Here is a 13967-nt window from a genome sequence, read left to right as displayed (position 1 = left end):
AGAGCGACTTGGCGCTTTGCGCTAGGGGTTTTCTACTCGACGTCCGGTTTCACGCAGGATGGAATTTGCCTAGCGGCTGGCGGACGCTCCCAGCGCCGCGTCCTATCTTGCGGACGGACGGATTCGGTCGTCTATTGAATCAATGTTGGCTGGTTTCCGGTATTATCGGCTAAAGAAGACAAACAATTCGCCGGGGCGGGGATGGAAGAATGAATAAAAAAGTAAATAGGACAGTCCTCGAAACTATACTTGATTGGTCGGCTGACCGTCCACTTTGGCAGCGGGATGCGCTACGTCGAATCGTGACCGGCGGAACGCCAGATAACGATGCGGTCAATGACATCCTGGCCCTTTGTAAAAAAGAGCACGGGACTGAAGGCATTGCGGTGGAACCGGTGGTGTTGGAAGCAGTGCATTTGCCGGCTGCTCCCGTCGGAGGCGAGTCGATAGCGTTAGCCAGTGTGGGAGATATTACTGGTGTGAACCAGCTTGCCCCCGGCCAGTTCCTGTCATTTGAACCGGCAGGGATCACAATCGTTTACGGGCCTAACGGGTCCGGCAAATCCGGCTACGGACGCGTGCTCAAGCGAACCTGCCGCGCGCGTAAGGCGGGCGAGATCATGCCCGATGCGTATAACTCGGCCCCCGCCAGCAAGGCGACAGGCATCTTTTCGATTCTCAAGGACGGTGTAGCCGCGCCGCCTGTCAGTTGGACCGACGACGGCAAACCGGATGCGGTGCTGTCCGCTGTCAGCGTCTTCGACCGGGATTGCGGCTCCGTGCATGTTCAGGAAAAGAACGAAGTAGCGTTCAGGCCCTTCGGCCTCGATATTCCCGACGACCTCGCCGGTGTCTGCCAGGCGCTCAAGCATAAACTGGGTGCTGAAGAAACCCAGCTCAATGCGGTCCGCGACCCGGTCTTCGAGAAGGCGACTTGGAACCCGGCCACGCCGGTAGGCGCGATCATGTCGGCATTGAGTCACGATAGGGACCTGACCTCGCTTGAGAAGCTTGGTGAGATGACCGCCGACGAGCGGGCACGTCTGGCACGCCTTGACGAAGACCTGCTGAAAAACCCGGCGGACGCTGCTGCCGAACAGAGGCTTTTTGCTGGCAATGTTCGGCAGCTGATAGCTACCCTGGACAGGATTGCCGCCGCATACGCGGATGAAAAGTTGGCCGGGATGAAAACGCTGGCGGACGCAGCACGGGGCAAGCGCGCGGCAGCCGATCTTGCCGCGCGCGAGACCTTTGACGGCCTTGCCATTCCCGGTGTCGGCGGGGAAACATGGCGGGCGCTGTGGGAGGCCGCCCGCCGCTATTCGGAACAAACCGCCTATCCCGGTGTGCATTTCCCTCCTACAGGTGACGAGTCCTGCGTCCTGTGTCATCAGGTGCTAGACGCGGATGCCAGGGATCGGCTGGGGAGCTTCGAGGCATTCGTTCGTGCTGACGCGGAATCACAAACGGCGCACGCCGAGCAGGACTATTCTGAGGCCCTTGCCGCGTTCACCGCACGGCAGCCGGACGTGCGCGTGATTGCGCAGGCACGGCAGCGCATCGCACTTCAGAACCCCGGCCTTGCCCGTAAGGTTTTGCGCTTTGTCGCCAGCGCGGATTTGCGTCGCCTGAAATGCCTTCGCGCCCTTTCGACGGCCGATGCGCTGGTCTTGCCGCCGTTCTCGCCATCCCCAAAAGCGGAGTTGGAGGCGTTGGCGGCCACGCTGGAAGCCTACGCTGCGGAACTTGACGAAGCCGCCGACGCTGAGGGCCGCGACCGGCTGATCCTCGAACGCGACTCATTGAGGGACCGGGCGGCGGTTTCGGACTTGCTTGAAATCGCAAAGAAAGAGGTCAAGCGCCTTGATGACCTGCGCACTGTCCGCGCCTGCATAGCGGACACGGCAACCAACGCCATCACCAAGCTCGGCAACGATATCGCCGACAACGTCATCACCCCGAAAATGCGTGACCAGTTCCAGTCCGAGATCGTTCGCCTCGCAGCGGAGAAAGTGCGGGTGGAAATTGTGCGCTCGGGCGGGCAGTACGGCTCCCCTAACTACCAGGTGCGCCTCTTCGCCAACCCAAAAGCCAAAGTCCATATGGTCCTGAGCGAGGGCGAGCAAACCTGTGTGGCACTCGCTGCGTTCCTCACCGAACTGGCGACGGCCCATCATAAATCTGCGCTAGTGTTTGACGACCCGGTGACATCGCTCGATCATCGCTGGCGCGAAAAGGTGGCGGAGCGGCTCGTCGAAGAATCCGCAACGCGCCAGATTATCGTCTTCACCCATGACATGGTGTTCGTGAACGACCTTAACGACAAAGCGGTCCGCGAAGGTGTGCCCATGAAGCTTGTCAGCCTGTCGCGCGGGCCTGCCGGGACGGGCATGGTCACGGACGGCCTGCCTTGGCAGCACGCCGGTATTCGCGACCGGATCGACAAGCTGGAAAAGGCGGCGCGAGAGGCGCGCAAACTTTATGACGCGAACGATGAAGAAGGATACCGGGACGCGGCGGTGAAAATCTATGACCGGCTGCGGGCGACGTGGGAGCGCGGGCTGGAAGATGTTGCCTTTGCCGGGGTCATCCACCGCCACCGGGACTATATCGACACCAAGAACCTCAAACGGGTGACGGTCATTGAAGACGCGGATGTCGAAACGTTCCGCAAGAACTTCAAGAAGTGCAGCGACCTTGTGGACGCGCACGACCCGTCGCGCGCACGAGACGGCGTAGTGCCGCCGCCCGATGACATCCTTGCCGACATCAAGACCCTTGCGGATTGGGCGGAATCGATCCGGGTCCGGCAGAACGCCTTGCCGTGACCAAGCTCGCTCGCCCTGAATGCTTTTTGCCAGGGATCGTGACCCCGCATGGGTGGAGACGGCTTGGCTGGCTCCCTAGAGCCGTTTCATCCGGCGGCGTAGAGCCCGGTCCGCGAAGCGGAGGCACCACGATCCGGGCAGCAGCATGTGTCAGCGAAATCAGATGCTTCACAGCAGTCCGACGACCCTGTTGGTCGCCACCGTACCGAGGCGAAAAAGCGTCTGACGCTGCGCCGACGCCTGCCGCCATGAACGGGCCAAGTCGGATTCCCAAGGAGTCACGATCAGCTCGAAGGAACCGTTGGTCAGGCGGCGGAACATGACCGCTGTGTCGGCATAATCGAACCCGCCCTGTGCGGCAGTCGGCAGGTTCATCCGCTCCATCTTGTTATTGCCATGCCAGGTCAGTCGCCGGTCGTTCCACACGCGCGCCCCGCTGCGAAGGACGGGCTCACCGATCGTCAGGTTATGCGGATAGTCGTATTGGTCGAACACGAAGCCGAAGAACCGGTGTCCGCCGCGCGGCAGCTCCAGCTGGTTGCTCGATCCGCCCTGTAGGGCCTCGCCATGGACCCACATGGCGGCATAGTCGGCGGGATTGATCGCGCCTGTTTCAATTGCGACGCGGAACAAGGGCAGCGCGGCACCCGCCACCGGTGCCGGTGCTGCGACAGGCTGCACTTCCTGCTCGATTTCGGGCGGCGGCGGCTGGGCCTGGCGCAGGGCGGTATAGGCCGCCAGCAAGTCGTCGGTGAGAGCAGTCGTTTCGAAGCGGGCCTTGTCGAAGGCTTCATCGGCATCGGCGCGCGCAATACCCTGCTGTGCCCATGCCGCCTCTGTATTGACGCTAAACCCGCGGCTGGTCAGGTTCGCCGAGCCGACCAGCATGCTGCATGTCTGGGGATCGGTGCCAAATACGTAGAGCTTGGGATGAAAGGCGCGCTGCGGCATGAGCGAGCCCTGCGCCAGCCTCTGCGCGCCGGACATCAGAACGGTGGCGTTCGCCAGCCCGCGCCAATGCTGTAAGGCTTGAGGTTCGGTAAGGCCGAAATCAAAAGATGTCACAAGGGTTTTGGGCATCGCCGCGAACGCGGCCGGCCCAATGGCATTTGCGACGGCAGACAGCAATATATTCGCGCCGCCGAGCGTGACATATGCGGACGCTGCGCGGATATCGATGGCTCCCGCCGCGACCATATCAACGAGAGCATTGCGCAGGCGCGCCGGTTCTGCGGCGTTCTGGACGATCAGCATGGCGGGGCCTGCATCGCGCTGCCGCTCCCGCCGGATGGCGCGGTGGATGCACCGGCCAGCGCCGACTGCGCCAGTGTTTCAAGCTGCGCCAGAAGCGGCGATGCTTCAAGCAGCGTGCGCAATTTGCGGCGGCGCGCCGTCAGTGCCTTGACGGGATCGGCCAGATAAGGGTCCGTCGTGCAGTGGCCATCTGCTAGTATGGCAATATCCTTGGCAAGGGCCGCGATCTTCTGATGATCGCCGTTTCCGGCATCGTATGCGGGCATCATTCTGTATGGCAGCGTGTGGAGATGCCGTTCGCCGAAATCTCCCTTCGGGTTGAACGCGAGGGTGGCGTTGGTAAGGGCCATGCTGTTGAGCATGCCGACCTGATACCAAGCCTCGTCTGCGTCCGCCACGACCTTCCAGTAGAGGGTTTGATCAACGACAAGGTCCTGAGCCTGCGCGACCGGAACGCACGCCGCGCATATGATCTTGCCGCCGGCACCGGCCAGAATGAGGTACCCCGTCGTCCCAAAGACTTGCTTGGAGAGCTTGCCCCGTTCATCGATGCGCTGCTGGAGCGATTTACCTTTCCCCACCGTTTTGAGCTTCTGGTTGATCGCGGCGAAGCGCCGCGCGGTCTGGGTGAAACCCTGCCGGCGGATTTCGGCCTCGTCGAGAATGCTCCAAGGTCCGCCCGCAGCGCGCAGCGCCGGCAGAGCCAGCGGCGCGCGATGGACACCGAGCACGAACGGCAGCAGGTTTTCCGACTGGGCCATGCGGAAAATAAAACGCGGTGCGACATGGCCGGGGAAGCGGTCCGTCGCCATTTCCTTGGCTGACTTGATCGTAAACCCCCATGCGGAAGCGCGGGTCGGCGTATCGACGCGAAACTCCCCGCTCGCGTTCTGGACGATGTCCACGCAGACGGCCGTGCGCGGCATAAGGTCGGCCCCCTGCTGCGGCAGATCGCCGCCACCGCCGGCCACGGCTGAACCGCCGCCCGTTTCGAGCACCCAGGCGCTGCGCGTCGAACCGATAGTGCGAACCGAAAAACCTGCGGCATCCAATCCCGCGTCGGTCGCCACAAAGCCGCTAAACGTGCTTTGTGGAAGCCCGGTCGTATTCGCTCTTTTGTGACCGACCAGCGCCGCGCCGGGATATTTGAATGTTCCGGGCGCGACCTGCCAGATTTCGGCGATGTCGAACGGCACCGGACGGTCGCTTGTCAGGAAATCATGCTGCCTAAGCCTTTCGTGGTGGGTGCCGTTCAGCACCGTGCCGGGTACAAGGCAGGCGACGCAGGCATCCGGTCCCAAATAACGGTCGATGGCATGAAGCAGGTGCATCGTGCCCAGCTCAAGATGGAGAAAGGACTGTCCTGCGGGCTGGATGCCGTAGAGTTTCGCCCGGCCTTTCAGCAAGTCCCGGTACGGATTGTCGGCCAGCCCGCTCATGGCAAGCCATGGCGGATTGGACACAAGCCCGTTGAAGTGGCCGGTAAGAAGGCCCGGCCTGTAGGTATTGCGCAGGATGAACGCCCAGATGCCGTTGCGCTCGGCAACAGCCAGTTCAGCCATGCGATGCGCCAGCGGGAACAGCGCATCGGAAAGCTGTTTGTAAAGCTCCGGCGACAACGTGATCCCGAACGCCGCGATCGTGCCGTCGAGAAAACTGTCTGCGTCCGCCTTTGTAAAATCCGCGACGGTTCCGCGCCGCTGCGCATCACGCGCCTCGTCATAGGCCCAGTCCACGATCCGGTCGAAAAACTCCCGGTACGTTGGCTGCACCAACGCTGTCGGTAAATGTACGGTCGTGCCGTCAAGCGATACCGGAATGGTATCGCTTTCGCCGACCAGCGGAACTGACGCGGAAACCGGCGTGACGGCGAACAGCGAGTCCGCATGATAGACCGGGATGACGATGGGCTTTGTCGCCGCCTTGATCTCAGCCGAGAGGCTGACGACCCAAGTTGTCTTGGCGAGACTGACGGCCAGCGGGTCGATGTCGAAGCCGGTTGCTACGTCTTCAAGCTGTTCGATGGTGGAAAAGCCGAACCGGATCCGTGTGGCCTTTATGATTTCCGCGAGCATCGTACCGGATCCGCAGCACATATCGACGATCCGGGGGCTTTCCCCGTTCGGGAGGCCGTCGATGCAACGGTCGGCAAGCAGACGGGCGAGCCAGTGCGGGGTCCATTCCTGGCGAGCAGCTTGCGCTGGCTGCGGCGCGCGAGCTGCGCCATAAAGCGGCCGAACAAATCCTCTTCGGGATACCATCTGAAATCGTAAGCATAGAGATCGCGCTGGAGGTCGCGGGCCACTGCAACAAGCCGGTCAATGTATGACGGGCTGAGAAGCCAGCCGAAATAATCCTGCTCAACCACGTTCTCCAACTGGAAATTGTTGCGGAAGAATTCGCCGTTCAAGATTGCCTTCAGTTCGTCGTCCGTGCTCAGCACCGCCTTGCCTGTCAGCACGTTCGCGCTCAGAAGCCGCGCGAGAAGGGTCACGTAAGCTTCATCGACATACGCGGCGGTGCGGAAAGTTCCTGCCGGCCCCTCCAGATGATCGACGAACTGCGACCAGAGATCGGTGGCAAGGTCCGCCGACGGATCGGCCTTGCGTTCCTCGTCCACCAGCAGCGACAAAGGCCCCGCGCTGCTCTTATATGCGGCAGAGTCCATGCCAAGGTCGGAGGCGAGGAATTCGGACCGCAATGGCCGCGACTGTTCGCGCGCCAGATGCTTTTTGATAAAGCCGCCGAGCTGCTCAGCGGACAGTACGCTGTCATCGGGCAGCTTGAGTTCGTCGATAACAACGAGCGCGATGTCGGCAGCGGTGCAGGACGATGGATCGACCCCCGCTGCAAGTACGGCATCATAGGCGTACCATTCGACCGTATCTGACAATACGCCCCGGACCGTTGAAACCGGCGTGCCCGCACGGACAAGTCCCGCCGCCTGCTCCTGCACCTGCGCGTAGCCGGTATCGCGCTTGGCGGTGTTGCGCAGGTCGGATTCGTACTCAATCGTAGTCGAACCCACCAGATTGTCGATGAACCGGGATGCGGCCTTGCCTGATCCCGTGCCCACCTTGGTATGGGCTTCCGTTCCTTCGGTGTAGTTGTTGATCCAAGTCTCGTGCGCGGTGTCCGGGAACATAAGCCGCAATCGCCCCTGGAACTCGCTGCGCAGCACCGCCTCGACATGACCGGCATCCCGCAGCATGCGGCTGCGCGCGATAGTTTCACGAATGCGGGCAATATCAGCTGTCATGGACTGTCCTTTGACGGGCGGCGCACGCAGCCTCAAGGCGAGAGTCGATATGGCGCGCTACTTTCTTGAGGTCGTTTTCATTCATACCAGGCAACGAAGCGGCCAGGATGAACATATCGATCTGGTGCCGGGCTGACGGCACGCCCGTAGCCAGCTGCTGTCCGAGCGCGGCAAGTCTCTCGCAGTCGCGGTGCGATAAAACGGGAATCGGCACCTGACGGATGTGCGTCGCTTCGAGTTTGAGCGCGCCGCCGCCAAGCGGCGTGCCGGCGGCTTCCATTGCCGCCCTGCACCAACTGCTGTGGAACAGGGCATAGAGCGCATGTGCTGTCCACTGCCTTTGCTCCGCCCACAGCGTTGAGAAGTTGGCATCAATCAGGACCGGCGGCTGCGTGTTCAGCGCAACGGCCGGTGTGCCGTGATTGATGCGCGGCGTAAAAATCGCGGGCAGATGGCGCGCGGTGAAGGCCGGCAGCATGTACCAGAAGCGCGGCACGTCGCGGCCGTTGGCGGGCTGGCGGACATTGGTACGCACGGCCGTGAGATCGGGAATGAACCGTGCCGGCTCTTTCGGGTCCGGCGCAGTCCGGGCTGCCAGACGTACGAACGAAGCGAGCTCGGGCGGCATGACGCCGGGCGTAGACACGCGCCTCTTACGATAAGCCTCCACCGCTTTTGCGACGAGCCTCTGATCTTCCGGCAGAACCCAATCAGACAAATCAAGCGCGCGCGTGGCCGGAACGCGCCCATTCGCAAAGGCTTGCATATCCGCCTGACGGTGAAGAACGGGGCGCAGCGCCGCCACAGGAACGCGGACTTGCATGTTCTGAAAGCTGTCCGACGCTTCGACGGTGACGGTTTGGCCCTCTTCGTCACCGGCCATGGTCACATAGAAGAAGCGGTTACAGCCCGAACGCAGCCCCTGGCTGACCCGGATACCCGCCTGTTCAAGTGTCTGGAGGTGCGCCGGTGCCGCGCCGGGCGGCAGCATGTCGCGCAGTCCTTCTGGCATCACCGCAGGCCTTACGCCCCCGGCGGAAAATAGCGGCAGCGCATCGCCCCTGTTTTCGGCCTTCTGAAACCAGCCCTTGCGTTCAAGGCGCTGCTCCAGCGTGCGCCATTCCTCATCCAGCGCAAAGGGGCGGCGCTCAATGCCCGGCACGTCCCCGTTCACCGCGCCGGCCCATGCCGCAAAGTCCCGCTCCGGTTCCGAACCGGGAAAGGCACCGCCCACAAGCGACTCTCCGTCCGCAGCCGCCGGTGCAACTTGCAGCCAGGTTGCGGTCGGCAGGGGCGACCGGGCTGACACAGGCGCTTGCGCCTCGTCCCATGAAAGCCGCCGCGCGATGACAAGATGCGTGCGCACCAGCGCATCGGAAAACCAGCCTGGCTGGGTATCGGCAACGATATATTCAAGGCGAAACGCGCGCAGCAGCAGGTAGCGGACGACATCGGCATAGTCGCGCGAACGCCAGGTGGCGGGAACGACAAGGGCCAGGCGGCCGCCCGGCCGTGTCAACAGGGCGGACAGGAGCCAGGCCGGTACGGAAAGATCGGCAAGGCCCGAATAGCCGTCAACCAGCGCCTGCCAGAGCGCGCGCTCGCCACCGATCATGCGCGCATCAACAATCGCGGACAGGCCTCGGCGCACGTCACCGACACCGGCACCGTTCCCGTTTTGCGATTGGTATCTCACATAGGGAGGATTGGTGATGACGAGATCGTAGCAGGGCGTATCCAGCGCCGCGATGGCGGCAGGGTCAAAAGCACTTCCCGTGAGAATATGGCTGCTCTCCGCAGCTTCGTCCGCCTGCAAAGCCGCCATCCTGCGACCGCAGAAGGCGGCTGTTTCGGAATCAAGCTCTATGCCGTCCAGTCGGCTGAGCCGAGCTCCCCGCGCCTGCGCCGTCAATGCGGCCGCATCAAGCAGGTCGCCGTGCCCGGCCATCGGATCGATCACCGTGCGCGCGCCGGAGTCGAGCGCTAGGTGCGCGAGAAGCGCCCCCAGCGGCAACCCGGTAAAGAACTGCCCCAACCGTTTGCGTTGAGCCGACGGCAGGCTTTCCTCAAAGGACCGCGCCGAGGACCTGATCGCGCCAACTGCGTCAGTCGCCGGCACTGCATAGAACTCCGGGCAGCGGCTGTTCTGCATACCAGCGATAGAAGACGTCCGCGTCGAGCGGGACTTGCTGATGATGGCTGAGGAAATGCGTCACGAGGCGGGAGTAAAGCCTCTGCGCCGTCGCTTCGGCCGGGTCATGCGCGGCGGTCGCCGCGCGGTGAAGGGCCGTTGCGACCGTCCATATACATTCGTCCGCTCCGGTCTTGCTTTCGATCCGGGCCTCGGCATTGCGACGGGGCCCCAACAGGAGCACGGGATCGCCGCGCACGGCTCCTTCCGTTGTTACCTGTTTGAAGCTGCCCTGCTTCTTGTCGAGAACCCCCGCATACTCCACGTCAAAACCCGCATCCTGGTAGGCGCGCTGCAAGGCGTTCCAGACTTCGGCAGATGCGGAATGAAACACCATCGTGGCTTTGCCGGACGGCTTCAATATCCGGCGGGCCTCGCTGAACGACCGGGTTAGCAGATCCCGGTACTCGTCAATGGCCTTGCCTTGGTCCGGGCTAACGATGGCTTCATCCGTGCGGTCGGTGAAGGTCTTGAGCCAAGCCTCGTTTATAAAACTGAGTTCGGCATAGGGTATGTTGGCTCCGAAGGGCGGGTCCGTGAACACGTAGTCGATACTGCCGGACGGCAGCGCGACAGCGCAGCTGGAGCCGTGGACGACTTCGACCTTGCCGCTGCCGCCGTGGATTGTCTCAAACGCCTGCGCAATCGTTGTCAGCTTGCGCCGCAATCCTGCAAAAAAATTCTTTTCGACGGGAAGGCCGCTGACATAGAGCACGCCGGGCTGTGCGCTGGTGACGACTAGGTCTTTCTGGCCGGACTTCGCCACGACGCGTGTCATGATCGTGCCGTGCGCCGCGTTATAGCTGAGCAGCCAGAAGCGCAGCCCTTCGCGGAGCGCGCCGCGATAGGATTCCACACGCTCCCACATGCGGGCGAAGACGATGAGATTGCGCCGCGTGTAGAAGTGGTGAACGTGCGTAATGCCCTGATGGTAGCCTTTTCGGTAGAGATCGCCCCAGGGGATCAACGTCTGCGGGACGCATGACGGGATCGGCTCCGCCTCAATCTTCTTGATAAGCGTCAGGTCGGCGGCCGTTGCCGGGCGCGACCAGCGTTTTTTCCCGGTCGAACCATAGACGCGGGCCATCGCGCGTCCGCGCAATGCGCGCTGCTCGCCCAGCACATCATCCTGTTCCTGCACCGTCACCCGCTGCGCATGATCCAGCGGCGCTTCATGGCGGCATTTCGGGCAGGAGAAGGTGGAGGAAATCTCCGCCGGATCGAGCGAAACGCAAGCATCCCACAAGGTGACAGAGCTGCGGCAACCGGGGCAGCGCAGCTTATCGCTCCAGATCAGGTGACGAAGGGAGCCTTTCGCGCCGGAGGGATCGCGCGCCTCATACATCCAGCCGTCTTCGCTCTCCCCGGCCGCCAGGACATCTTCGGCGGCCTTCCTGAACGCGGCAGGATCGGGCGGATTGGTCAGGGTCCGGCCGACAAACGAGCCGAGCGCGCCCAGCTCGTAGAGAACGGCATTGCGGGCACCCCACTGCACGTCAAGACCAAGGCGGATCGCTTCGGCGCGCAATTCCTCGGTTGGCCGTTCACAAAGCAGCGCGGCGAGGCCGGTCATCCCGCTGCCTCCGAACCCGTCAAACACGGTGTCGCCAGGTTTGGTATGGGCGGCGATATATAGGGCAATCGCCTCCGGGGAAATCTTTGTCGGGTACGGAAAGGCCCCGTACAGGGCACCGGTGCGCTTTGCCGCCAGCGGCTGGCGGTAGAGGGCATCCAGAGATTTGGCGGGCATCGCCGGCGCTGCCTTGAGCGGCCTGGTCGCGGTGTGAAGCATCTGTTCGTTTTCCCCCGGCATTCTCATTTGTTTCATGTCCGCTCCGGTGCCGCTGCCCGCTTGTCCAGAGCCGGCCGCCGCACAGCCCGTGCGGGCTGCTCGTGTCGCCGCAAATATTCATGGATGGCACGCCGCACGACCCAGGACACGGATACGTCGTCCTTTTCGGCGAGCGTGTTCAGCATGTCATAGTCTCCGGACGTGACGCTGACGGTGACACGGGGGCCGAGTTTTTTTGATCGATCACTCATGGCAGACCTGCTAATGTTCCCCTATTGTTCACTTTAGCGAGATGTGATTCTAAATGCAACATACTGCATCACTTTGACTCGCGAGAACAGCGATTTTCCGGCGGCTGATAGAGTATGTATTGCTAAGGGCGTTGCCCTCGCGCCAGCAAGGTAAGTGGAACCGTCCGGGGCGGTATCCCCAGCCTTCCGCGCCCCAAGGGGCTTGTGCAGGCCGGGTGATCCCCCTCCACCCCGACCGCCCTTGCTGTTTGCTACCCCAGTCTCGGCGACGGCCAGAAGGTCAGGCGCGGCGTTCCGCTTCGCTGACCTTCAGACCCAAGGATCAGAGACATGACCAACGTATCCGATAGCAATCCCCGCATCTATATCGCCTGCCTTGCCGCCTACAATAACGGCTATCTGCATGGTGTTTGGATCGAGGCGGATCAGGACGCCGACGCGATCAGGGACGAGATAGCGGCGATGCTCGCGCGGTCCCCCATCGAGAACGCGGAGGAATACGCCGTCCATGACTATGAGGGTTTCGAGGGCGTCACCATCAGCGAATATGCCGGCATCGACAACGTGGCGCGGATGGGCGCTTTCATCGCTGAGCACGGCGCACTAGGTGCGGGCCTGCTGGAGCAATTCGGTGGCGACATGGACCAAGCCGAAACCACCTTGCAGGACTGCTATCATGGTCAGTTCGCCAGCCTTGCCGACTACATGGAGGAACTGACCACCGAGAGCGTCACGATCCCCGAGGCCCTGCGCAGCTATGTCGATTGGGATGCGATGGCCTGCGACGCCGAGATGGGCGGCGACCTGTTCACCATCGAGACGGCGCACGGCGAGGTGCATGTGTTTTCCAACAGGTGAAAGCCACATCGCCTTGCCCGCACTCTTGCGGGCGGGCGTATCGTAGAATCACGGAGCTGATGTTAAGAAGAAAACAACTAATAATGATCGGGTTATCCGCTCAAGGTATCTGCTTTGAGCGGCTTCTATATTTCCAGAAATATTTGAATCTCTCTGATCCGGGCGTTGCCTCGCACGCCCCGGATTTGGGAGGTGACGCCATGCTTAGCATCGACTGGCGCTTGCCGGCGGCATATAGGTACGCGAAACACATTCCGACCGCCGGTTTCGCTTGGGAATACTTGCGCCGGAATGACGATTATCGTCAGGACTTCCGCACCATCGCCCTGACCGGACGACCGACCGGCCGCGACCTAAAAGCGTTCGCGGATCGCTGGGGGTTGCGATTTCCCGTGCGATCCCGACACGCCGCATGATCGGCCGCCACCAATCTGGAGTCCGAGCCTTCAACCGCAAGCCGTGATGCTGTCGCCGGTTGCCAACAACGACAGTGATACCGAACCGATACTGACGCTTGCCCATCTCGATGGCCTCGACCTGCGACGCGCCGCCGATGGCTGGCACGGCATATGGCAGGTGGATGGCGTCGCGCATCAATTCTGGCTACCCGAGACGATGCCAGACGCCGCCGCGTTTTATGCCGTCACGCTGCTGATGGATGCTTTTCTGGAGCTGCGCGCTCACGCCGCGCGCCGCTTCTGGCGATCCATCAATGGTCGCGCACCCGGTCCAGATTTCCGGGCGGTCCCCGCCCAACTCCGGCAATGGCATATCCTGTCCCTGCGCGCGCTCGACGCCCGACTGCGCGGTGAAAGCTATCGCACCATCGCCGAAGTCCTGCTCGGCTTTCGCGGCACTAAGGAGGACTTCGAGAGCGATCCGAGCAAGAACAAATCCCGCCGGCTGGTGGCGCACGGTATCAGGATGATGCGCGGCGGCTACCGCCTGCTGCTCCACTATCCGATCAAGCCCGGCAAGCGTTGATCGCGCGGGCGTTGCCCTCACGCCCTATTGGCTGCCGCCTGTTCCAGAATCTTCCGATAGCCCTCACGCGAAAGCCATTGCGCGCGTTCGAGATGGCTTTGCCAGCAACGATAGGTCCGAAGTTCCTCGGCCGCCGGATCGCGGTGTAGCACGATTTGCGCGACTTCCTTCCAATCCGCGCCTTCCGCCTTAGCGTCGAGAAGGCGCAGATAAGTTACGAAATGCCGCTCGTCATAGACGGTTATGGTGTCTCCGGCTGGCGCTTCATCATCCACATCGGGATCGAGTTCGACGGGAACCCGCATGGCCACTCCCTTTCATCCCGGAAGAGCCTTGCTTGCGGTGCGCCCCCGCAAATGGCCCCTCTGACCTGGTGATCGGGGAGTTAGTAACCGTGACTAGACGGCCCCATGACCTTTAGAGTCCTCTTGGAGGAGGAACCCCTCCGACTTCAGTCGGATACTGGCTTTAGCCTTAGACTCGGCCAGTAGCCTGTAACCTCGGAAAAAAGGGAACAGCCCGAAGGGCGAAAGTTCCCTTTTTTCCGAGG

The 13967-nt window shown here is 62.2% G+C and carries 11 protein-coding genes; 4 read left to right on the top strand and 7 right to left on the bottom strand.

The window, feature by feature from the left end; all coding sequences use genetic code 11:
• Window positions 1-209: 209 nt before the first annotated feature.
• Window positions 210-2828, top strand: a complete 2619-nt coding sequence (locus tag L3X40_RS09815; RefSeq protein ID WP_237365468.1) for an AAA family ATPase — start codon at window positions 210-212, stop codon at window positions 2826-2828.
• A gap of 168 nt (window positions 2829-2996) precedes the next feature.
• On the opposite strand, the gene L3X40_RS09810 is transcribed toward L3X40_RS09815, so the two are convergent.
• The 6 genes from L3X40_RS09810 to L3X40_RS09785 are packed head-to-tail and all read right to left on the bottom strand — an operon-like array spanning window position 2997 to window position 11575.
• On the bottom strand, window positions 2997-4082 hold the full coding sequence (locus L3X40_RS09810) for a phospholipase D family protein (RefSeq protein ID WP_237365467.1): 1086 nt from the start codon (window positions 4080-4082) through the stop codon (window positions 2997-2999).
• Complete coding sequence (locus tag L3X40_RS09805; RefSeq protein ID WP_237365466.1) at window positions 4076-6157, bottom strand: hypothetical protein; 2082 nt, start codon at window positions 6155-6157, stop codon at window positions 4076-4078. Before L3X40_RS09805 ends, L3X40_RS09810 begins: the two co-directional genes overlap by 7 nt.
• A complete protein-coding gene (locus L3X40_RS09800) occupies window positions 6139-7341 on the bottom strand; it encodes a hypothetical protein (RefSeq protein WP_237365465.1) in 1203 nt (400 codons plus the stop codon). The genes L3X40_RS09805 and L3X40_RS09800 overlap by 19 nt, the downstream gene beginning before the upstream one ends.
• Window positions 7331-9460: an N-6 DNA methylase gene (locus tag L3X40_RS09795; protein WP_237365464.1), complete on the bottom strand. Its 2130-nt coding sequence runs from the start codon at window positions 9458-9460 to the stop codon at window positions 7331-7333. The genes L3X40_RS09800 and L3X40_RS09795 overlap by 11 nt, the downstream gene beginning before the upstream one ends.
• Entirely contained in the window at window positions 9447-11360 is a 1914-nt protein-coding gene (locus L3X40_RS09790) for a DNA methyltransferase (protein ID WP_237365463.1), read from the bottom strand. Before L3X40_RS09790 ends, L3X40_RS09795 begins: the two co-directional genes overlap by 14 nt.
• Window positions 11357-11575, bottom strand: coding sequence for a ribbon-helix-helix protein, CopG family (locus tag L3X40_RS09785; RefSeq protein WP_237365462.1), 219 nt, complete (start codon window positions 11573-11575; stop codon window positions 11357-11359). The genes L3X40_RS09790 and L3X40_RS09785 overlap by 4 nt, the downstream gene beginning before the upstream one ends.
• 330 nt (window positions 11576-11905) lie before the next feature.
• Between L3X40_RS09785 and L3X40_RS09780 the strand changes: the two genes are divergently transcribed.
• The 3 genes from L3X40_RS09780 to L3X40_RS09770 all read left to right on the top strand — a co-directional run bounded on the left by L3X40_RS09780 (window position 11906) and on the right by L3X40_RS09770 (window position 13417).
• Complete coding sequence (locus tag L3X40_RS09780) at window positions 11906-12433, top strand: antirestriction protein ArdA (RefSeq protein ID WP_237365461.1); 528 nt, start codon at window positions 11906-11908, stop codon at window positions 12431-12433.
• Between the two features lie 83 nt (window positions 12434-12516).
• On the top strand, window positions 12517-12849 hold the full coding sequence (locus tag L3X40_RS09775; protein ID WP_237365460.1) for a transcriptional regulator domain-containing protein: 333 nt from the start codon (window positions 12517-12519) through the stop codon (window positions 12847-12849).
• 46 nt (window positions 12850-12895) lie between these two features.
• Window positions 12896-13417: a DUF2285 domain-containing protein gene (locus tag L3X40_RS09770; RefSeq protein WP_237365459.1), complete on the top strand. Its 522-nt coding sequence runs from the start codon at window positions 12896-12898 to the stop codon at window positions 13415-13417.
• A 17-nt stretch (window positions 13418-13434) separates the two neighbouring features.
• Here L3X40_RS09770 and L3X40_RS09765 read toward each other — a convergent pair whose 3' ends face one another.
• On the bottom strand, window positions 13435-13722 hold the full coding sequence (locus L3X40_RS09765; protein ID WP_237365458.1) for a DNA -binding domain-containing protein: 288 nt from the start codon (window positions 13720-13722) through the stop codon (window positions 13435-13437).
• Between the last annotated feature and the right edge of the window lie 245 nt (window positions 13723-13967).

The sequence above is a fragment of the Rhizorhapis sp. SPR117 genome, from assembly GCF_021742065.1.
Note: the sequence above shows the minus strand (reverse complement) of the source record. Positions and strands in the feature narration are given on the sequence as shown.

What these genes read in the sequence shown, in the direction of transcription:
- L3X40_RS09815 (WP_237365468.1), top strand. Translation starts at nt 210, where the DNA reads ATGAATAAAAAAGTAAATAGGACAGTCCTCGAAACTATACTTGATTGG.
- L3X40_RS09810 (WP_237365467.1), bottom strand. Translation starts at nt 4,082, where the DNA reads ATGCTGATCGTCCAGAACGCCGCAGAACCGGCGCGCCTGCGCAATGCT.
- L3X40_RS09805 (WP_237365466.1), bottom strand. Translation starts at nt 6,157, where the DNA reads ATGCTCGCGGAAATCATAAAGGCCACACGGATCCGGTTCGGCTTTTCC.
- L3X40_RS09800 (WP_237365465.1), bottom strand. Translation starts at nt 7,341, where the DNA reads ATGACAGCTGATATTGCCCGCATTCGTGAAACTATCGCGCGCAGCCGC.
- L3X40_RS09790 (WP_237365463.1), bottom strand. Translation starts at nt 11,360, where the DNA reads ATGAAACAAATGAGAATGCCGGGGGAAAACGAACAGATGCTTCACACC.
- L3X40_RS09785 (WP_237365462.1), bottom strand. Translation starts at nt 11,575, where the DNA reads ATGAGTGATCGATCAAAAAAACTCGGCCCCCGTGTCACCGTCAGCGTC.
- L3X40_RS09780 (WP_237365461.1), top strand. Translation starts at nt 11,906, where the DNA reads ATGACCAACGTATCCGATAGCAATCCCCGCATCTATATCGCCTGCCTT.
- L3X40_RS09775 (WP_237365460.1), top strand. Translation starts at nt 12,517, where the DNA reads ATGATCGGGTTATCCGCTCAAGGTATCTGCTTTGAGCGGCTTCTATAT.
- L3X40_RS09770 (WP_237365459.1), top strand. Translation starts at nt 12,896, where the DNA reads ATGCTGTCGCCGGTTGCCAACAACGACAGTGATACCGAACCGATACTG.
- L3X40_RS09765 (WP_237365458.1), bottom strand. Translation starts at nt 13,722, where the DNA reads ATGCGGGTTCCCGTCGAACTCGATCCCGATGTGGATGATGAAGCGCCA.